Annotated in this window: 16 protein-coding genes; 11 read left to right on the top strand and 5 right to left on the bottom strand. The window is 71.9% G+C overall.

Annotated elements, in window-relative coordinates; genetic code table 11:
- Positions 1 to 322: 322 nt before the first annotated feature.
- Positions 323 to 1,324 (bottom strand): D-2-hydroxyacid dehydrogenase, encoded by a 1,002-nt coding sequence (locus E4T13_RS23595; protein WP_170985191.1) that lies wholly within the window; start codon positions 1,322 to 1,324, stop codon positions 323 to 325.
- Between the two features lie 585 nt (positions 1,325 to 1,909).
- On the opposite strand from E4T13_RS23595, the gene E4T13_RS23590 reads away from it, so the two are divergent.
- The 6 genes from E4T13_RS23590 (at position 1,910) to E4T13_RS23565 (ending at position 8,202) form a co-directional block, all read left to right on the top strand.
- Positions 1,910 to 2,854: a tripartite tricarboxylate transporter substrate binding protein gene (locus tag E4T13_RS23590; protein ID WP_170985190.1), complete on the top strand. Its 945-nt coding sequence runs from the start codon at positions 1,910 to 1,912 to the stop codon at positions 2,852 to 2,854.
- 75 nt (positions 2,855 to 2,929) lie between these two features.
- A complete protein-coding gene (locus E4T13_RS23585; RefSeq protein ID WP_170985189.1) occupies positions 2,930 to 4,474 on the top strand; it encodes an ABC transporter substrate-binding protein in 1,545 nt (514 codons plus the stop codon).
- Positions 4,475 to 4,479: 5 nt separating this feature from the next.
- Positions 4,480 to 5,466 (top strand): ABC transporter ATP-binding protein, encoded by a 987-nt coding sequence (locus E4T13_RS23580; RefSeq protein WP_240791254.1) that lies wholly within the window; start codon positions 4,480 to 4,482, stop codon positions 5,464 to 5,466.
- On the top strand, positions 5,463 to 6,434 hold the full coding sequence (locus E4T13_RS23575) for an ABC transporter ATP-binding protein (protein ID WP_137180776.1): 972 nt from the start codon (positions 5,463 to 5,465) through the stop codon (positions 6,432 to 6,434). Before E4T13_RS23580 ends, E4T13_RS23575 begins: the two co-directional genes overlap by 4 nt.
- On the top strand, positions 6,428 to 7,381 hold the full coding sequence (locus E4T13_RS23570; RefSeq protein WP_137180775.1) for an ABC transporter permease: 954 nt from the start codon (positions 6,428 to 6,430) through the stop codon (positions 7,379 to 7,381). Before E4T13_RS23575 ends, E4T13_RS23570 begins: the two co-directional genes overlap by 7 nt.
- Positions 7,382 to 7,383: 2 nt before the next feature.
- The gene (locus E4T13_RS23565) at positions 7,384 to 8,202 is read left to right on the top strand and encodes an ABC transporter permease (RefSeq protein ID WP_137180774.1); all 819 of its coding nucleotides are present in this window, start codon (positions 7,384 to 7,386) and stop codon (positions 8,200 to 8,202) included.
- A 2-nt stretch (positions 8,203 to 8,204) separates the two neighbouring features.
- On the opposite strand, the gene E4T13_RS23560 is transcribed toward E4T13_RS23565, so the two are convergent.
- The 4 genes from E4T13_RS23560 to E4T13_RS23545 are packed head-to-tail and all read right to left on the bottom strand — an operon-like array spanning position 8,205 to position 12,092.
- Positions 8,205 to 9,698 carry a tripartite tricarboxylate transporter permease gene (locus E4T13_RS23560; protein ID WP_137180773.1) on the bottom strand — a complete coding sequence of 498 codons (1,494 nt, stop codon included), beginning with the start codon at positions 9,696 to 9,698 and terminating at the stop codon, positions 8,205 to 8,207.
- A gap of 6 nt (positions 9,699 to 9,704) precedes the next feature.
- Positions 9,705 to 10,196, bottom strand: a complete 492-nt coding sequence (locus E4T13_RS23555; RefSeq protein ID WP_137180772.1) for a tripartite tricarboxylate transporter TctB family protein — start codon at positions 10,194 to 10,196, stop codon at positions 9,705 to 9,707.
- Between the two features lie 2 nt (positions 10,197 to 10,198).
- Entirely contained in the window at positions 10,199 to 11,152 is a 954-nt protein-coding gene (locus E4T13_RS23550; protein WP_170985188.1) for a tripartite tricarboxylate transporter substrate binding protein, read from the bottom strand.
- Between the two features lie 40 nt (positions 11,153 to 11,192).
- On the bottom strand, positions 11,193 to 12,092 hold the full coding sequence (locus E4T13_RS23545; protein ID WP_137180770.1) for an SMP-30/gluconolactonase/LRE family protein: 900 nt from the start codon (positions 12,090 to 12,092) through the stop codon (positions 11,193 to 11,195).
- 103 nt (positions 12,093 to 12,195) lie between these two features.
- Between E4T13_RS23545 and E4T13_RS23540 the strand changes: the two genes are divergently transcribed.
- The 5 genes from E4T13_RS23540 (at position 12,196) to E4T13_RS23520 (ending at position 18,522) form a co-directional block, all read left to right on the top strand.
- Positions 12,196 to 13,242, top strand: coding sequence for a LacI family DNA-binding transcriptional regulator (locus tag E4T13_RS23540; protein ID WP_137180769.1), 1,047 nt, complete (start codon positions 12,196 to 12,198; stop codon positions 13,240 to 13,242).
- 120 nt (positions 13,243 to 13,362) lie between these two features.
- The gene (locus tag E4T13_RS23535) at positions 13,363 to 14,724 is read left to right on the top strand and encodes an acetate--CoA ligase family protein (protein WP_137180768.1); all 1,362 of its coding nucleotides are present in this window, start codon (positions 13,363 to 13,365) and stop codon (positions 14,722 to 14,724) included.
- Positions 14,725 to 14,729: 5 nt separating this feature from the next.
- Positions 14,730 to 15,662 carry an SMP-30/gluconolactonase/LRE family protein gene (locus tag E4T13_RS23530; RefSeq protein WP_137180767.1) on the top strand — a complete coding sequence of 311 codons (933 nt, stop codon included), beginning with the start codon at positions 14,730 to 14,732 and terminating at the stop codon, positions 15,660 to 15,662.
- Positions 15,659 to 17,662, top strand: coding sequence for an acetate--CoA ligase family protein (locus tag E4T13_RS23525; protein ID WP_137180766.1), 2,004 nt, complete (start codon positions 15,659 to 15,661; stop codon positions 17,660 to 17,662). The genes E4T13_RS23530 and E4T13_RS23525 overlap by 4 nt, the downstream gene beginning before the upstream one ends.
- A gap of 20 nt (positions 17,663 to 17,682) precedes the next feature.
- Positions 17,683 to 18,522 (top strand): enoyl-CoA hydratase/isomerase family protein, encoded by an 840-nt coding sequence (locus E4T13_RS23520; protein WP_137180765.1) that lies wholly within the window; start codon positions 17,683 to 17,685, stop codon positions 18,520 to 18,522.
- Position 18,523: the final 1 nt, after the last annotated feature.

Here is an 18,523-nt window from a genome sequence, read left to right as displayed (position 1 = left end):
CTTGGCGATCGTCCGGCGTCGGCGCCCTTGAGACAGCTCGGCGGTTGAGGAACGGAGGATGACTGGCGCAGCCCCATCCGCAGTGACCTCGCCAGCCTCGCGTAAGCCGATTGGCAATGGCGCATCCGGGGCGGTGGGCAGATGCCAAGCGCCCAGGTCGGCCGCGTGCGCGCGGTTGGGCGTGCCGGCGCCACAGCGCCTCGATCTGCTGCCCGATGTGCCGACGCTCGCCGAGCAGGGCATCACACTGGACAGCTGAGGCGGAGAAAGCCTGGCGCCGGCCGGATTGCTCCGGGCCCGCGTCCCACCCTGCCTGAACCGCTCATCGCGACGGAGTTGGTCGCGGTCCGCCTGCGGCGAAGCAGTGCAGCAGTTCCTCGCCGCTCAGGAAACGCGCGATGTTGGCGGCGAAGAGCGCACGAAGGCGTTCCGGCTGGCGTCGGTCACGGCCGCCCACATGCGGCGACACGATCAGGTTCGGGCAGGACCAGAGCGCATGGCCGGTCGGCAGCGGCTCCGGCTCCGTGACGTCCAGGCCTGCGCCGGCCAGGTGACCGTCCCGCAGCGCCTCCGCGAGCGCGGCATGGTCGAGGGAGGCGCCGCGGCCGACATTGACGAGCATGGCGCCTCGGGGCAGCCGCGCAATCTCGTGCCGGCCGATGATGCCGGCGGTCGCTGCGCCGCCCGGCAGGGCGAGCAGCAGGATCTCGCTGTCCGGCAGTATCGCCTGAAGGTCGGCGACGCTGCGCAAGGTGACGCCTGGCAGAGGAGCGGGATTGCGGGAGATGCCGGTGACCTCGGCGCCAAGGGCGAGCAGCCGCGTGGCGACGGCGCGGCCGATGCCGCCGAAGCCGAGCACGGTGGCACGCTTGCCCGCTACACACTCGAAGCCGTCACGTGGCAGGCCCCAGGTGCCGTGTGTCTGGTTCCGCACCGCATCGTGCAGACGGCGGCCGAGCGCCAGCAGCAGCGCCAGCGCCTGCTCCGCCACGACGGCATCAAGAATGCCGGCCGCGCGGGTGAGCACGACGCCGGGCGGCGGGGTCACGCCGTCCAGCAGGTCGGTGCCGGCGCTGCCGATCTGAATCCAGCGAAGCCGCGGATTCCGGAACAGCGTCTCAGCCACGTCGCGGGTCATGAACCGGCCGAAGCTGATGACGGCGTCGCAATCGGCGGCATCCGCCAGCGCAGTTTCGACAGCCTCGTGGAAGTCGAAGCGGATCGCGGGGAAGTCGTCCGTCAGCGAACGCAGGAAGGCGTTCCCGGGATACACCACGACGACGCGGAGGCACGTTGCGTCGCCCGCCTGCCGCCGCTCAATCATGCGAAGCTCCTGCACGGCCCTCGGGCCAAGGTCGCCGGCGACGCGCCGTCGGATGTTTCGCCTGCCGGCCCCGGCGCGATCGGGCATGCGGCCGCCAAGCTGTCCTGGTGAAGTTCGTCACGGGCGCTGCTGCGGTGTCCGCTCATCCGCTGCGGCGACACAGCGCGTTGCGGTCGCACGCATGAGCGCAGCCGGAGCATGACGGGACGATAGCGGCATCGGCATCGGGGGCAAGCGGCGCCGTGTCGTCGTGCTCAAGGTCGCGGTTGCCCGCCGCCCCGCGGCTGCGGTAGGCTGCTTGGAGGAAAACGATTCAATCGGGGGAACGGTGAGGAGGGTGTTGCCGGCGACAGGCCAGGGACCGCTGATGCCCGCGGCTCTCCACGGCATGTGCTCAACCCTGTTGCCGCCGATGCGAGCCGATGCGCACAGCGCCATGCCGGCGCGCATCGAGGGCCGCAGCCGCATTCTTATATCCGCCCGATCGCCGCCTCGCCCTGCGAAGCGGCTGGCGCGCAACGCCGTCCACGGCATGACATGACCACCGGGGAGCGCCGAGCGATGTCTCTTTCCCGCAGAGCCCTCTTGAGCATCGGGGGCGCGCTGCTGCCGGCGGCGGTCGCGAGGGCCCAGTCATTTCCCGAGCCGGGGCGGGCGATCACGCTGATCGTGCCCTACACGCCCGGCGGCGGGGTGGACTTCGTCGCCCGTGCCACGGCCGCCGGCCTGGAACGGGCGCTTTCGGTGCCCGTCGCCGTCGTGAACCGGCCTGGTGGCGGCGCGCAGATCGGCCTCACCGGCCTCGTGCGGGCGCGGCCAGACGGCTACACGCTGGCGATGGTGGTGAAGCCCACCGTGCTGTCGCACTATTTCGACCCCTCGCGGCAGTCGGGCTACACGCGGGAAAGCTTTCAGCCCATCGCGCATCTCTACTCGGTCCGCTACGCCATCGCGGTGCGCGCTGACAGCCGCTTCCACGACTTCCGCGCGCTGATCGACGCCGCGCGCGCGAGCCCGGAGGGCATCAACGTCGCCGATGCCGGCATCATGACCGCGCCGCATGTGATGCTGCGCCAGCTTGAGCGCGCGGCGGATGTGCGTTTCACCGCGGTGCACTTCAACGGCGGGGCGCCTGCGATGAACGCGCTGGTCGGCGGGCATGTGGACGCGATGACTGGCGGCGGGTCCGACTTCGTGCCGGCGCTGCGCACCGGCCAGATCCGCGTGCTGGCCACCACCACGGCAGAAGAGGACCCGCTGCTGCCGGGCGTGCCGACCATGCGCTCCGCCGGCGTTGACGTGATCTTCGCGACGGCGACAGGCATCGCAGCACCGGCCGGGACGCCTCCGGCGGCGATCGCCGTGCTGGAGACGGCGCTGGCCCGCATCGCCACAAGCGATGCCTGGCGGTCGGCGCTGATCGGGTCGGGCATCACGCCGGACTTCATGGGCGCGCGCGACTATGCGGCATTCTGGCAGCGCTACGATGAGACGGTCGGCCCGGTGATCCGGGACATGATCGGCCGCTGATCGTCCCGCATGTCGCGCCAACGAATGGCATGGTTCAAAGCGGGGTCGGCAGGGCTCCGAGCAGGAGGAGACAAGATGAGCACCTTCCCCGGAGCGCCGCGCCTCGGCCGTCGCGTCACGCTGGCCAGCCTGCTCGCGGGCGGCCTCGTGTCGGGCGCAGCCGCGCAGGAAGCCCGCCGAGGCGGCACGCTGCGGGCGGTGATCGATGCCAACCCGTCCAGCCTCGATCCGCATGTCGGCGGCCAAGGCGGCGACCATGCGGTGCTCTCCACGCTGTATGATCGCCTGGTGGATTACGACCCGGCGACGCTGGCGCCGCGCCCTTCGCTGGCGACGGCGTGGCGCTTCGAATCGCCGACGCAGCTCGTGCTGGAACTGCGCCAGGGCGTGACCTTCCACGACGGCGAGATCTTCGACGCGGCGGCAGTCAGGGCGAACTTCGCCCACATGATGACCAACCCGCGCTCCACCGTGCGGGCCGACATCGCCTCGGTGGCGGAGGTCGAGGTCGCTGCGCCCCATGTCGTCGTGCTGAAGCTGCGTCAGCCCGACACCACCCTGCCGATGATCTTCACGGACCGCGCCGGCATGATGTCCTCGCCGAAGGCGCTGGCGGAGCGCGGCGAGAACTACGGCCGCAATCCCGTCGGCACCGGCGCGATGCAGTTCGTGCGCTGGACCGATGCGGCGGAGATCGTGGTGCAGCGCAACCCGCGCTACTGGAAGCCGGGCGAGCCGCTGCTGGATGGCATCGTCATGCCGATCATCACGGACACCACCACCGGGCTGCGCTCCGTGCGCGCCGGGCAGAACCACATCAGCCTGAACGTGGATGCGCAGCAGATCCCGGGCCTGCGGCGTGCCAGCGACGTGACCGTCAGCGTGCAGGACACCTTCCGCCTGCAGCAATGCTACATCAACTTCTCGAAGCCGCCGCTGAACGACATCCGGCTGCGGCAGGCGCTGAACTTCGCGATCGACCGCGTGGCCTATGCGCGCGTTGTGCTGGGCGGCGTCGGCGCGCCGGCGGACCTGCATGTGCCGAAGGGCCTCTGGGCCTACGATGCGGAGGCGGCGTCGAAATACCCCTACGATCCCGACCGCGCGAAGCGGCTGATCGCGGAGGCCGGCTTCGGTCCCGGCCAGCTCACCATCAATGCCAGCTACGCCTCCAACCAGCTCAACGCGCAGCGCATCGAGATCCTGAGCGCCTTCCTGGACCGCGTCGGGGTGAAGCTCACCAGCACCACCGGCACCCTCACCGCCACGTTGCAGACCTGGCGCGAAGGCGTCGGCGACATCCGCCTGGCGAACTGGACCGGGCGGCCGGACCCGGCGCTGACCTACCAGCTGCTGCTGCACCCCAGCTCCGCCTTCAACATCGGTCGCGCGGTGCCCTCGCCCGAGCTGATCGAGGCCATCGCTGCAAGCCGCACGGTGGAATCGCTGGACGACCGCCGCGCCGCGATGGCGCGCGTGCTGCGGCTCGAGCGCGAGTTCGCCCTGACCCTGCCGCTCGCCTTCGAGCCGGAGATCACGGCGCTGTCGCGCCGCGCGCGCAACTACGTGCCGAACCTCGCCGGCAGGCCGCGCTTCGAGCAGGTCTGGCTCGCCGCCTGACCGGCGTGACCGCGCCGCTTCTGGAGGTCGAGCGTCTGGAGCTTGCGCTGCGCGCCGGGCGCGGCTGGCTGAAGGTCGTGGAGGACGTCTCCTTCGCGATCGCGCCCGGCGAGGCCGTGGGCCTGGTGGGCGAGAGCGGCGCCGGCAAGACCCTGACCGGGCTCGCGCTGCTCGGCCTGCTCCCGCGGGAGCTGTTCCGCGCCGGCGGCCGGGTGCGGCTGGACGGAGAAGACATCCTGAACCTGCCGGAGAGCGCGCTGCGGCGCCTGAGGGGCCGTCGCATCAGCATGATCTTCCAGGAGCCGATGACGGCGCTGGACCCGGTCTTCACCGTGGGCGAGCAGATCGCCGAGACGCTGCGCGCGCACACCGACCTGTCGCCGGCCGCGGCGAAGGCCAGGGCCGTGGAGGCGCTGGCCGAAGTCGGGATCCCGCTGCCAGCGCGGCGCGCCGAGGACTATCCGCACCAGCTTTCCGGCGGCATGCGCCAGCGGGTGATGATCGCCATCGCGCTGGCCTGCGAGCCCCGCCTGCTGGTGGCGGACGAGCCGACCACCGCGCTGGACGTCACCATCCAGGCCCAGATCATCGACCTGCTGCTGCGCCAGGTCTCGGCACGCGGCACCGCGCTGCTGCTGGTTTCGCACAACATCGGCGTGGTGCGCGAGTGCTGTTCCCGCATCGTGGCGATGTATGCCGGGCAGGTGGTGGAGGATGCGGCGGTGGATGCGCTGCTGGAGCGGCCGCTGCATCCCTACGCATCGGGCCTGCTGCGGTCGCATCCGCGCTTCGCGCCGCACCGGGCCCGGCTGCCGTCCATCGGCGGGCGTGCTCCGGCGCCCGGTGCGATGCCGCCGGGCTGCCGCTTCGCGCCGCGCTGCGCCCATCGAACGACCGGCTGCGACGCGGCGCAACCGCTGCTGCCGCTGGAAGGCCGTGCCGTGCGCTGCCATCGCGCGGCGGCGCTCGACCTGCCGGGCGCGGTGCCATGAGCGCGCCGCTGCTGCGGGTGCTGGATCTGCGCGTGGCATTTCCCCTCCGCGACAGCGGGGACACCCTGAAGGCCGTGGATGGCGTCAGCTTCGAGGTGGCGGAAGGCGAGACGCTCGGCATCATCGGGGAATCCGGCTCGGGCAAGTCCACGCTGGGCCGCGCCATCGTGGCGCTGCTGCGGCCGGACGCCGGCCGCGTGGAACTCGAGGGCGAGGATCTTTTCGCCCTGCCGGCGCCGCAGCTGCGCCGGCGGCGCCATGCCATGCAGATCATCTTCCAGGATCCGCACGCCGCCCTGAACCCGCGCCGCCGCATCCTGGACAGCGTGCGCGAGCCGCTCGACATCGCGGGCGAGGGTCCCCCCGCCGAACGCACGGCACGCGCCATCGCGATACTGGCGCGCGTCGGGCTGGATCAGGCCCAGGCCGCCCGCTTCCCCCATGAGCTCTCGGGCGGCCAGAAGCAGCGCGTCAACATCGCCCGCGCCCTGGTGCGCCGCCCACGGCTGCTGGTGGCGGACGAGGCGACCTCGGCGCTGGATGTCTCGATCCAGGCCGACATCCTGAACCTCTATCTCGACCTGCAGGCCGAGTTCGGGCTGACCTACGTCGTCATCACGCATGACCTTGCCGTGGCGATGCATATCAGCGACCGCCTCGCCGTGATGTATCTCGGCCGCTTCGTGGAGGTCGCGCCGGCGGCGACGCTGGAGCAGGCGGCCCGGCATCCCTACACCCGGGCGCTGCTCGCGGCTGAGCCTGTCGCGCTGCCATCCCGCCTGGTCACGGGAGCGCGCATGCCGCTGCAGGGCGAGATCCCGAGCCCGGTGGACCCGCCCTCCGGCTGCCGCTTCCGCACGCGCTGCCCGGGCGCCGAGCCGCGCTGCGCAGCGCAGGAGCCGGCCTGGCGCCAGGTCGCACCGGGGCATCGTGTCGCGTGCCATCTGGTGGAGGGGGCGGCATGCTGACGCGTCGTCGCAGCCGCGTGATACGCCTGCGCGTGGCGCAGGCCGTGCCGACGCTGATCCTGGTCTCCCTCGTCTCGTTCCTCATCCTGCATATCGGCCCGGGCGACCCGGCGCTGCTGCTCGCGGGCGAGTTCCCGACCGAGGAGAGCATCGCCGAGATCCGCCAGCTCTACGGCTTCGACCGCCCCATCTGGGAACAGTACCTTTCATGGGTCGGGCAGCTGCTGCGGGGCGATCTCGGCCTGTCGCTGCAGTCGCGGGAGCCGGTGATGGACCTGATCCTGAACCGCCTGCCGAACACGCTGCTGATCGTCTGCTACGCGATGGTCATCGCCTTCGTGGTGGGCTCGGTGCTCGGCATCGCTGCCGCGGCGCGGCGCGGCAGCCTGGTGGACCGGGTCGCCACCGGCGTCGCGACGATCGCCGATGCGCTGCCCTATTTCTGGCTGGCGATGCTCATGGTCTCGGTGCTCGCGCTGGAATGGCAGCTGTTTCCGGCGACGGGGGCGGTGAGCTTCCTCGAGGATCCGCTTGGCGCCATCTGGACCGCGACGCTGCCGGCGATCGCGCTCTCGATCAGCGGCATCGCGCAGATCACGCGCCAGCTCCGTGCCGCCATGATCGAGGTGCTGGCCTCGCCCTTCGTGCGCACGCTGCGGGCCAAGGGGCTCTCGCCCGCCGCGATCCTGTGGCGGCACGGGCTGAAGAATGTCGGCGTCACGCTCCTCACCGTGGTCGGGCTCGTGTTCAGCGGCAAGATCGGCGGCACGCTGCTGACCGAGACGGTCTTCGCCATTCCCGGCACGGGAAGCGCGCTGATCCAGGCGGCGATCAACAAGGACTACTTCGTCGTGCAGGGCATCATCCTGATGCTGGCGGTCCTGGTGTTCCTGGTGAACCTGGTGGTGGACCTGCTCTACGCCGTGCTCGATCCCCGGGTGGAGTGAGCATGCGTCGGCTCCTTCTGATACTGCGCGATCCCGGGGCCGCCGCGGGGGTGCTGTGGCTGGGGCTGCTGATCGCCGCGGCGCTCGCCGCGCCCTGGATCGCGCCGCACGATCCGCTGAAGGTGGACCTGCTCGGCGTCCTGCAGCCACCGGGCCCAGAGCATTGGCTCGGCACAGACGACCTCGGCCGGGACGTGCTGAGCCGGCTGCTGTATGGCGCGGCCCCGTCGCTGTTCTCCTCCATCGGCGCGGTCGCGCTCGGCATGCTGATCGGGCTGCCGTTCGGGCTGATCGCCGGCTACCTCGGCGGCTGGGTGGATGCGGCGATCAGCCGCGGGATCGATGCCTTGCTCTCCTTCCCGACCATCCTGCTCGCGGTCGGCATCGCGGCGGTGCTGGGCACCAGCCTGACGAATGCGGTGATCGCCATCGGCATCGCCTTCTCGCCGGGCTTCGCGCGGCTGGCCCGCGCTCGCACGCTCGCCGTGAAGCAGGAACTCTATGTGGATGCGGCACGCGCCGCGGGGGCGGGGGCGGGGTGGCTGCTGACGCGACATGTCCTGCCCAACGCCGTGACACCGGTCATCGTGCAGGCGGGGCTGCTGCTGGGCACGGCGCTGCTGGCGGAGGCCAGCCTGAGCTTTCTCGGCCTCGGCGTGCAGCCGCCCCAGGCGAGCTGGGGCGGCATGCTGGCCCGCGCCCTGCTCTACCTGGAACGCGCGCCGGACCTCATGATCGCGCCCGGCGTCGCTCTGCTGCTGACCGCGCTCGCCTTCAACAGCCTCGGCGAGACGGCCCGGCGCTGGCTCGATCCGCGATAGCGTCAATCGTCCTCGGCATTCACCACCGGCCGTCGCGGCCAGAGGCCGAGCAGCAGGATGGCGGCGGCGAGGCAGAGCAGCGTGATCGAGATCGGGCTGGCGACGAAGACGCCGAACTCGCCATCGGAGATGTTCAGCGCCTGCCGGACCGAGCGTTCAAGGATCGGGCCGAGCACGAAGGCCAGGATCAGCATGCCCAGGTTGAAGCCGTGCTTGCGCAGATAGTAGCCGACAAAGCCGAAGACCACGGCGATCAGCACGCCGGATGCGTCGCCGACCGAGGAATACACGCCGATCATGCAGAACAGCAGGATGATCGGCCCGAGATAGGCGCGCGGGACGTCCAGGATGCGGATCATCAGCCCGATCAGCGGCAGGTTCAGCACCAGCAGCATGACGTTGCCAATATACATGCTGGCGATCAGCCCCCAGAAGATCTCCGGCTGCTGCGTCATCATCGCCGGCCCCGGTGCGACGCCATGCAGGATGAAGGCGTTCAGCAGCACGGCCGTGGTGGCATTGGCCGGAAGTCCCATGCAGAGCAGCGGCAGCAGCGAGCCGGAGGAGGCTGCATTGTTCGCGGTCTCTGGCCCTGCCAGGCCCTCCACCGCGCCCTGGCCGAACTCCTCGGGCCGCTTCGCGAACTTCCTCTCCAACGCATAGGAGAGGAAGGAGGCGATCACCGCGCCGCCGCCCGGCAGCACGCCGACGAGGAAGCCGAGCACCGTGCCGCGCACGACCGGCGCGACCGAACGCCGCGTCTCCTCGCGGTTCGGCAGGAAGCCGAGCAGCGAACGCGGCGGCGCGATCATCTTCAGCGAGCTCTGGGAGCGCCGCGCCAGCAGCAGGATCTCCGACAAGCCGAACAGCCCGATCGCCAGCGCCGGCAGCTCGATGCCGTCCAGCAGGCCGGTGAAGCCGAAGGTCAGGCGGGGCTCCAGCGTCATCGGATCCTTGCCGACGCAGCCCAGCACCAGGCCGAAGGCCGCCATCAGCAGCGACTTCAGCAGCGAGCCGGAGGAGAAGTAGGTCACCGCCGCCAGGCCCGCGAGCATCAGCGCCGCGTATTCCGCCGGCCCGAAGGCGAAGACGAGCTCCGCCAGGGGCGGCGAGAGATAGGAGATGCCGATCGTGCCCACCGTGCCCGCGATGAAGGAGCCCACCGCGGCGATGGTCAGCGCCGCGCCGGCCCGGCCCTTGCGCGCCATCGCGTAGCCGTCGATGCAGGTGACGACGGACGACGCCTCGCCGGGGATGCGCAGCAGCACGGAGGTCGCGGTGCCGCCATAGGCGACGCCATAGTAGATCCCCGAGAGCATGATCAATGCCGAGGTGACGTCCAGCTTGTAGGTCACCGGCAGAAGGATCGCGATGGTGGTCAGCGGGCCGAGGCCGGGGATGATGCCGACGACCGTGCCGAGCAGCGTGCCGACGAGGCAGAAGAACAGGTTCGCCGGCGTCATCACCACGGCGAAGCCGTGCAGCAGCTGCTCCATGCCGTTCTACCGCACGAGCCAGCGAAGCAGGGAGTCCGCCGCCGCGTAGGGCATCTCGATCTCCATGTAGTGGCCGAGCCCGATGGTGCCGATGACAGCGCAGGCCAGGCCGAAGAGCAGGGCGGAATGGAAGGGGCGGCGTTCCGCGAGCCAGGCGATCAGCAGTGCGAGCAGGATCGTCGTGACCGCGAAGCCGAGGAAGGCGGAGCCGACCACCATGAGCACCAGTCCGGCGATGTAGAGGTGGAAGGTGCGGCGTTCCTCGGGGCCGACGGGCTCCTCCGCCGCGCCCGGCGCCGCGGCCTCGCGGCCGAGCGCGGGAACGAGCACCAGCGCCAGCGCGAGCGCCGCCGCCAGCCCCGCCGTGATCTGCGGGAAGATGCCGGCGCCCGGGCCGAACGGCCCGAAATCCTCGAGGCGCATCGCCTGGGACAGCAGCAGCAGCGCCACCGCCGCCGCGGCGATATAGGGCAGCCGCTCCGAGCGAAGGAGGCGCAACGCTATCGCCGCTTCATCCCGGCCTCCGCGAGCATCGCCTCGATGGTGGGGGCCTGGGAGAACAGCGCGTGGCGGAACTCCGCGCCGGTCATCGGCTTCGGCATGTTGATGGTGCGCGTCAGCATTTCCACGGTCGCGGGGTCGCGCGCCGCCTTCAGGATCGCGGCCTCGAAGCGTGCGCGGATCGGCGCGGGCACGCCGGCGGGGCAGGCGAAGCCGAGCGGCACCACCGTCTCGCCGTTGAAGCCTGCTTCCTTCACGGTCGGAACGTCCGGCATGTTCGGCCAGCGCGCCGGCGTCACCGCCAGCAGCTTCAGGCGCTGCGACTGCAGCATCGGCAGCAGCACGGTGGAGGAGGTCATGGCGATGTCCACGAAGCCGCCGACCGTCTGGGTGATGGCCTCGGCGTCGGTCTGCGTGTTCACCAGTCGGAACCGCGCGCCGGACTGGTTGCCGGCCTGCACCAGCGCGACGCCGTTCATGATGGTGGCGCAGGCATAGGTGATGCGCCGCGTCTTGCCGGTGGCGATCATGTCGCCGAAGGTCTGCCAGGGCGAGTTCGCCGCGACGGCGACGCCATAGTAGTTCTGCGAGATGCCGCCGAGGAAGGCGAGGTCGTCCCAGCTGAAGGGCACCTGCATGATGTGCGGCAGGACCAGCAGCGAGCCGATGTTCACCAGCGAGAGCGTGTAGCCGTCGGGCGGGCTGCTCGCCATCTCCGCCATGCCGGTCAGGCCGCTGCCGCCGACGATGTTCCGCACGACCACCGTGCCGCCCGTGTCCTGCGCGATGACGCGCGCGACCTGGCGCGCCACGAGGTCCGCGCCGCCGCCAGGAGCGACGGAGACGATCAGGCGGATCTCCTTGCTCGGCCAGTCGGCGTTCTGCGCGAGGGCGGGCGCGGCGAGGACCGTGCCGCCGGCGATGACAAGGCTGCGACGCGTGATGGCGGACATGCGGCTTTCCTCCCATGTCGTCATTCCCGGCGGGGGAAGGCTAGCCACCCATTGAAACGTTTCCAAGATCCGCGCGGAACGCGTGCTCCGGCAGGCCTGCCACGCCTGGCTCCAGCGCCAGAAGGCATCCGGCGGCGGGTTGCGCCGCCAGCGCCGCGGCATCGAGGCCGTATGAGATCGTCGTGACGAAGAGGGTGCGCAGACCGGGGCCGCCAAAGGCCAGGCTGCTCGGCTTGGCGACGGGCAGGGCGATGGCGCGGTCCAGCTGCCCGTCGGGTGCGTAGCGCGCGATCCGCCAGCCCTCGATCTCAGCCACCCAGAGGAAGCCTTCCTCGTCCACCGTGCAGCCATCCGGCCTGAAGCCGTTGCCCGTGTAGTCGATCAGGCATTGCGGCGCGCCCAGCATGCCGGTGGCCGGGTCGAGGTCGTAGGCATCCACGCGGCCCGGCCGTGAATCGGCGTGGTACATGCGTCGTCCATCCGGGCTGAAGGCGATGCCGTTCGAGACGACGAGGCCGCGCCGCCCGCAAACCGGACGCAGATCGGGACCGATGCTGTAGAGCGCCGCCACGGGGGCATGGCCGCCCGCGTGGCGGGTGCCGATCCACAACCGCCCCGCGGCGTCGCATGCGGCGTCGTTGAAGCTGACGTCGCTGAAATCCACGCCGGACAGCGGCCATTGCTCGGCGCGCCCGCTCTCGAACTCGAAGCGGCCGAGCCCCTTCTTGTAGCCGACGACCAGCCCGCCTTGCCGATCCGGCACCAGGCAGGAGGGGCGGAAGGGCAGTTCGCGCTCCTCGGTCACGCCGTCCCGCAGGCGGAAGACGACACGACGATGGCCGTCGATCCAATAGAGCGCCCGCTCGGTGGTGGACCAGAGCGGCGCTTCGCCGACCGTCGCGCGAACGGCGCTCGCGACACGAATCTCGCCGGGCGCCATCCGAAGAGCTCCGCCGGTTGAACGCCTTCGACGCTAGTCACCGCCTCGCGTGGCAGCAAGCCGGTGCGTTGGAGAGCGGCGGGGATTCGGCTAGCTTGTTGCCATGTCATCCGATGCGTCCCGGGACGCGCCCCGCCGGCGGCCGCGGCCGACCATCACGGACGTCGCGCGCGAGGCGGGCGTCTCCACCGGCACGGTGTCCCATGTGCTGAACGGCTCGCGCGATGTCAGCGCCGAGCGGCGCGAGCGCGTGATGCGCGCGGTGCGGGACCTGGGCTACGTGCCCAACCTGCTGGCGCAGAGCCTCAGGCGGAACCGCGCCACGCTGATCGGGCTGTGCATGCCGCACGCCGCCTTCGGGTATTTCGTGGCGCTGTCGGAGGCCTTCGAGGGGCTCGCGGCGGAGGCCGGCTACGACATCCTGCACGTCTTCAGCCGCCAGGACAGCGAGACGGAACTGCACCGCGTGGAGACGCTGCTGCGCTTCGACATCGGCGGCCTGCTGCTGCTGCCGAGCTGGGAGCCCGCGGCGACGCTCGATCGCCTGGCCCGCGCCGCGGTGCCGACGGTGATCCTGGACCGGCCGATCGAGGATGGTCGCTTCGATCAGGTGCGGGTCGACGTGCGCGCGGCGATGCGGCGGGCGGCGGCCGAGCTTCTCGCGCGCGGGCATCGCAGGCTCGCATTTGTCTCCGCCAATCCCGGGCTGCTGATCTCGCGCCATCGGATCGAGGGCCTGCGGCAGGGACTTGCGGATGTGCCGCGCGCCTCGCTCGAGATCATCGAGCGGTCGGAAGACGCCGCGGCCTTCCTGGAACAGCTGGCCGTGGCGATGAAGGGGCCGAAGCGCCCGACCGCGCTGCTCGCGACCAACACGCAGGGCGTGGAGCAGGTGGTGCGCGCGCTGGCCACGCTCGGCCTGCGCTGCCCGGAGGATGTCTCGCTGATCGCGGTGGATGAGCCGCCCTGGGCCGAGATGGCGACCCCCCGACTTTCCGCCATCCGCCCGCCGGCGGGCGACGTGGCGCGCCGCGGCTGGGAACTGCTGCTGGCGCGCATGCAGGGCGGCCGTCCGCGCGTGCGGCGCCTGGCGCTGGAGCCCGAGTTGCGACTTGCGGACTCGGTGGGCGGGGTGCCGGCGCGGCGTTGACATCGCGCCTCCTGCGCGGCACGGTTTGAAACGTTTAAGGCGGTGCGGCCCGCGGTGCTGTGCAGCACGGCCAGGCGAGCCTGCCTCAAGCGGGTCGGGTTGAGGGGACGGGACGCGCCCATGCAAGGCGACGGCAGCGGCGAAGCAGCCTCGGCGACCGCGTCCGGTGTGCCGCAAGTCCTGCTCCTCGCCGGCTCCGCGCGCACCGCCGAGGCGATGCAGCGCGCCGCGGCGAAGCGGCTTCTGCCCATCGCGGCCCGCACTGGGGCCGATGCGGCCGCGCTGCTTGCGGCGGCGCTGGATTCCCCCGCCCGGATCCTGGCGCTGGTGCAGGAGGCGCGATGCGATGGCACGGCGCTCTGCGCGGCGCTCGGCGCGGCGCGGGCGGCCGGGCGCATCGTGGTGCTGCTGCCGGCCGACGGCAGCGTGTCGCATGCCGGGCGGATGCTGCTTGCGGCGGAGGGCGCGGTCCTGGTCGCCGCGCATCGCGAACTGCTCGACACCGCGCTGTTCGCGGCGAGCCTGGCGCGCACGGGCCTGCCCGCCGGTCCGCGCGTGGCCATCATGACGGGCGGCGGCGGCGGCGGCGTGATCGCGGCCGATCTCTGCGGCGCGGCCGGTCTTGAGGTGCCGCCGCTGTCGGAGGCGACCCGCGCCGCGCTGGCGCCCCTGGTGCCGGCCATCGCCTCCACCGCGAATCCGGTGGACCTGACGCCGGAAGCGTTCAACGAGAAGACCTATGACCGCTTCCCGCGCATTCTCGACATCGTCGCGGCGGACCCGGATGTGGACGCGGTCTTCCTGCCGACCACCTTCAATGCGCCGCGCGGCGCGGCCGTGGCGGCGCAGGTGCTGGCGGAGTTCCACGCGCGGGCGCCGAAGCCGGTGTTGATCGCGGCCGGCACGCCGCCGGCGATGCTGCCGGTCTTCGCGCAGCACGGCGTCGCACCGATCGCCGATGTCGCCGCGGCGGCGGCGACGCTGGGCAAGCTCGTGGCGCGTGGCCGCCTGGCAGCGCCCGTGCGGCGCTCCGGCCAGGCTGCGGCGCCATGGACCGCGGAGCACCTGCCGGCCAGGCTGGCGGCGGCGGGCTTCGCCCGGTCCGGCGAGGCGGAGGGCGATGGCCGTGTGCTGCCGCTTGCGCTGTCCGGTTGGCGTGATCCCGCGTTCGGCGCGGTGGTCGCGGTGGGCGCCGGCGGGATCGCGGGGCGCGTGCTGGAGGAGCAGGTGGTCGCACCCGCGCCGCTCGACGCCGACGGCGCGCTGGCGCTGCTCGGGCGCAGCCGGGCCGTGGCGCAGGTGGCGCGGATGGAGCCCGCCTTGGACCGCGCCGCGCTGGCGCGGGCGCTGTCCGGCCTGGCGCAGCTTGTCGCGGGCGCGCCCTGGCCGCGCTTCCGGCTGCGGCTCGATCCCGTGCTCGCGGGTGCCGGCCCGCCGCGCGCCGCGGAGCCGCGGCTGTCCCTCGCTTCGGAGGAGTGCTGACGCCGATGTTCGCCGCACCGCCCGTCATCCAGGCCGAGCTCTTCTCCAGGTTGCCCGATGCGCTGCGGATCGAGGGCCGTCACACGGCGTGGAGCCGCGCGCGCGGCGGAGCACCGCTGCACTCCTTCCTGGAAGGACCGGCCTTCGACACGGCAGGCAACTTCTACTGCACAGATCTCAACCACGGCCGCATCTTCCGCGTCTCGCCTGCCGGCGCGTGGGAGGTCTTCGCCGACTACGGCGGCGGACCGAACGGGCTGAAGATCCACCGCGACGGCCGCATCTTCGTCGTCTGCCGGAAGGAGGGGGTGGTCGCCTTCGATCCGGCGAGCGGGCGGCGCAGCACCGTGGCGGAAGGCTTCGACGGCAAGCCCTTCGTCGGCCTCAACGACCTCTGCTTCGCCGACAATGGTGATCTCTACTTCACCGATCCGGGCCACAGTTCGCAGCGCCGCCCCGATGGGCGCGTCTATCGCATGACGCCGGACGGCACGATCAGCCTGGTCTGCGACGGGCTGCCCTATCCGAACGGGCTGGTGCTGTCGGCCGGGCAGGAAACGCTGTTCGTCGCGCTGACACGCCCGCTGTCCGTGATCCGCATTTCGCTGCAGCCCGATGCGCAAGGACAGCGACATCATCACTGGGGAACCTTCCTGCAGCTGTCCGGCGGCCTGGCCGGACCCGATGGGCTGGCCGTCGACGATGAGGGCGGCCTCGCCGTGGCGCATTCGGGCCTCGCGACGGTGTGGCTGTTCGACCGGCTCGGTCAGCCTGCGGCCCGCATCCTGTCGCCGGCCGGCATCCGAACGACGAACATCGCCTATGGCGGCGCCGACCTGCGCGACCTCTACATCACGGAGTCCGAACAGGGCTGCATCCTGCGGGCGCGCGTGCCGGTCGCCGGACGCGCCATGTATTCGCACCGCGCGGCTGCATGAGCGCCGCGCGCAACCCTCTGCTCGCGCCGGAGAGCATCGTCGTCATCGGCGCGTCGGACACGCCCGGCAATCTCGGCGCGCGGGTGATCGACTACCAGCGCAAATACGGCTACCGCGGCCGCATCCATGTGGTGAATCCGCGGCGCGACAGCGTCGCTGGCCTGCCCTGCCACGCCGCGCCGGCCGCGCTGCCGGAGGTGCCGGACCTTGCCATCCTTGCCGTGTCGGCCGCCGCGGCGGAGGAGGCGGTGAAGAGCTGCATCGAGGCCGGCATCCGCCACGGCATCCTCTGGGCCGCGGGATTCGCCGAGGTCGGAGGCGAGGGGATCGCGCGCCAGGCCTCGCTCGCCGCGCTCTGCGATGCGCATGGCTTCTCCCTCTGCGGGCCGAACACGCTCGGCATCATCGACACGCATGTGCCGCTCGCCGCCACCTTCGCCACGCCGCTGCTGCAGGTGGACCGGCTGGTGCCGGGCAGCATCGCGATCGTCAGCCAGAGCGGCGGCACGGCGATCCACCTGCTCGGCCAGGCGCAGCAGGCCGGCTTCGGCCTGCGCTGCATGATCAGCTCGGGCAACGAGGCGGTGCTGCGCTTCCCGGACTACCTGCGCATGCTGGCGGAGGACGACGCGACGCGGGTCGTCGCCGCCTATCTGGAAGGCGTGCAGGACGGCGCCGATTTCCTCGACGCGCTGGCGCGGCTCCGCGATGCGGGCAAGCCGCTGGTGATCCTCAAGGCCGGCGCGGCGGAGGCCAGCGCGCGGGCCGCGCAGGCGCATACCGGTGCGCTGACGGGTGCCTTCCGCGTCTGGCGCGCGGTGCTGGAGGAGCACGGCGCGATCCTGGTGCGCAGCGGACGGGAACTGCTGGACGTCTCGCTTCTGCTGGCGGCGGGAGTGCGGCCCGGTGGGCGGCGCGTGGCCGTGGTCTCGGCCGCGCCCGAGACCGCCGCGGTCGCCGCCGGGCTTCTGCAAGGCGAGGGCCTGGAGCTTGCCGGCGGCGCGCCCCGTATCCTTGACAGCCCGCCCTCCGCCGCGACGCTGAGCGACGCTGCTGCGTCGGCCGATGCGCTGCTCTTCGAGGATGCGCTCGGCCTGGGCGAGCCGGCGGAGACCGAGGCCACCCTCGCGACGCTCGCGCAGCTGCACGCCGCCGGCGCGGTGCGGGCCGTGGCGGCGCTCGAGGTCGCGCCGGACACGCGCGTGGCGCTCGCGCGTGATGGTCTCTGCGTCATCCCGACGGCGGCCCGGGCCGCGGAAGCCCTTGCGCGCGTGCTGCGCGCGCCGCGCGGGGACGCGGTGGCGCGCCCGGCGCCGCTCGGCTTCGACTGGGCGGCCGCGCTGCCGCAAGCGCGCGCGGGGCTCGTCGTCTCCGAGCATGACTGCCACCGCCTGCTCGCGGCCGGCGGGTTGCCCGTAGCGCAGGGCCGCATCGCCCATTCGCCCGAGGACGCCGCCGCCGCCTTCGCCGCCATCGGCGGGACGGTGGCGATGAAGGGGATCTCGGCGGCGGTGACGCATCGCGCCGCGGCCGGTCTGCTGCGGCTTGGCATCGCCGGCGCGGCGGAGGCCGCCGCGGCCTGGCGCTCGCTGGCCGAACGCGCGGCGACGCTCGGCGTGCCCTTCGAGGGCGCCTATGTGCAGCGCATGGAGCAGGGCGGCGTCGAGGTGATCGTCGCCGCGTTCCGCGATCCGATGTTCGGCGTGATGGTCACCTGCGGCGCTGGCGGCACCGCGACCGAATTGCTGGACGACGTCGCGATCGCCCGCGCGCCGCTGGACGAGGATGCGGCCCGGGCGCTGATCGCGCGGCTCCGCCTGGTCCGCGCGCTGGGCGATGACGCGCCGGATGCGGCCCCGCTCGCGCGCTTCATCGCGCATTTCTCCCGCCTGGCCGCCGCCATCCCCTGGGCCGCCTTCGAGCTGGAGGTGAACCCGGTGAAGTGGCGCGCCGGCGATGCCATCGCCGTGGATGGCCTGCTGCTGCTGACCGCCCCTTGAGATCGTCAGGAGATCGCTCGATGCCTCCGCAATACGAGACGCAATACGACCACGCCACGATGGCGCCGAAGGACCTGAAATACGTCCTCTACGAGAAGAAGGGCCGCGTGGCCTACGTGACCATCAACCGGCCCGAGGTGCGCAACGCGTTGCATACCTACGCCTATCAGGAGCTGCGCGCCTGCTGGCGCGACGTCGGCCTCGATCCGGAGATCTACTGCGCGATCGTCACCGGCACCGGGGAGGCCTTCTCGGCCGGACGTGACGTGAAGTTCCTCGCCGCGCACCAGGCGGAAGGCAAGCGCACGCCGCATGAGGACCCGACCAACCCGAACTACCAGTGGGGCGGCGGCGGCCTGCCGAGCGCGGTCAACCTCGACAAGCCCGTCATTTCCGCCATCAACGGCCTCGCGGTCGGCGTGGGGCTCAGCCTGGCGCTCGCCGGGCAGCTGCGCGTGATGGCGGAGGAAGCCTGGATCAGCGATACGCACACGCTGGTGGGCCGGCTGGGCTCGCCGCAGAACCTCTACTTCGGCATCCCGCGCGCCGTGGCCGCCTACATGACGCTGGCGAACGGGCGGCTGAGCGCGCAGGAATGCCTGCAATACGGCATCGTCAACCGCGTCGTGCCGCGCGCCCGGTTGATGGAAGCCGCGGAGGAGATCGCCGCCATGGTCTGCCGCGGCGCGCCGCTGCCGACGCAGGCGGCCGTGCGCATCTATCGCCTCGCCTCTGCCTTTCCCGACGCGCTGGTGGACTATCAGCGGGCGCTGGACCGGCAGACTGCCGAGAGCGAGGACGGCGCCGAGGGCCCGCGCGCCTTCCGCGAGAAGCGCAAGCCGAACTGGAAGGGCAGGTAGC

The organism is Roseomonas sp. AR75, assembly GCF_005222815.1.
Taxonomy (GTDB): domain Bacteria; phylum Pseudomonadota; class Alphaproteobacteria; order Acetobacterales; family Acetobacteraceae; genus Falsiroseomonas.
Note: the sequence above shows the minus strand (reverse complement) of the source record. Positions and strands in the feature narration are given on the sequence as shown.

Coding starts and splice junctions, on each gene's coding strand:
- E4T13_RS23595 (WP_170985191.1), bottom strand. CDS start 1,324: ATGATTGAGCGGCGGCAGGCGGGCGACGCAACGTGCCTCCGCGTCGTC.
- E4T13_RS23585 (WP_170985189.1), top strand. CDS start 2,930: ATGAGCACCTTCCCCGGAGCGCCGCGCCTCGGCCGTCGCGTCACGCTG.
- E4T13_RS23575 (WP_137180776.1), top strand. CDS start 5,463: ATGAGCGCGCCGCTGCTGCGGGTGCTGGATCTGCGCGTGGCATTTCCC.
- E4T13_RS23570 (WP_137180775.1), top strand. CDS start 6,428: ATGCTGACGCGTCGTCGCAGCCGCGTGATACGCCTGCGCGTGGCGCAG.
- E4T13_RS23565 (WP_137180774.1), top strand. CDS start 7,384: ATGCGTCGGCTCCTTCTGATACTGCGCGATCCCGGGGCCGCCGCGGGG.
- E4T13_RS23560 (WP_137180773.1), bottom strand. CDS start 9,698: ATGGAGCAGCTGCTGCACGGCTTCGCCGTGGTGATGACGCCGGCGAAC.
- E4T13_RS23550 (WP_170985188.1), bottom strand. CDS start 11,152: ATGTCCGCCATCACGCGTCGCAGCCTTGTCATCGCCGGCGGCACGGTC.
- E4T13_RS23545 (WP_137180770.1), bottom strand. CDS start 12,092: ATGGCGCCCGGCGAGATTCGTGTCGCGAGCGCCGTTCGCGCGACGGTC.
- E4T13_RS23540 (WP_137180769.1), top strand. CDS start 12,196: ATGTCATCCGATGCGTCCCGGGACGCGCCCCGCCGGCGGCCGCGGCCG.
- E4T13_RS23535 (WP_137180768.1), top strand. CDS start 13,363: ATGCAAGGCGACGGCAGCGGCGAAGCAGCCTCGGCGACCGCGTCCGGT.
- E4T13_RS23530 (WP_137180767.1), top strand. CDS start 14,730: ATGTTCGCCGCACCGCCCGTCATCCAGGCCGAGCTCTTCTCCAGGTTG.
- E4T13_RS23525 (WP_137180766.1), top strand. CDS start 15,659: ATGAGCGCCGCGCGCAACCCTCTGCTCGCGCCGGAGAGCATCGTCGTC.
- E4T13_RS23520 (WP_137180765.1), top strand. CDS start 17,683: ATGCCTCCGCAATACGAGACGCAATACGACCACGCCACGATGGCGCCG.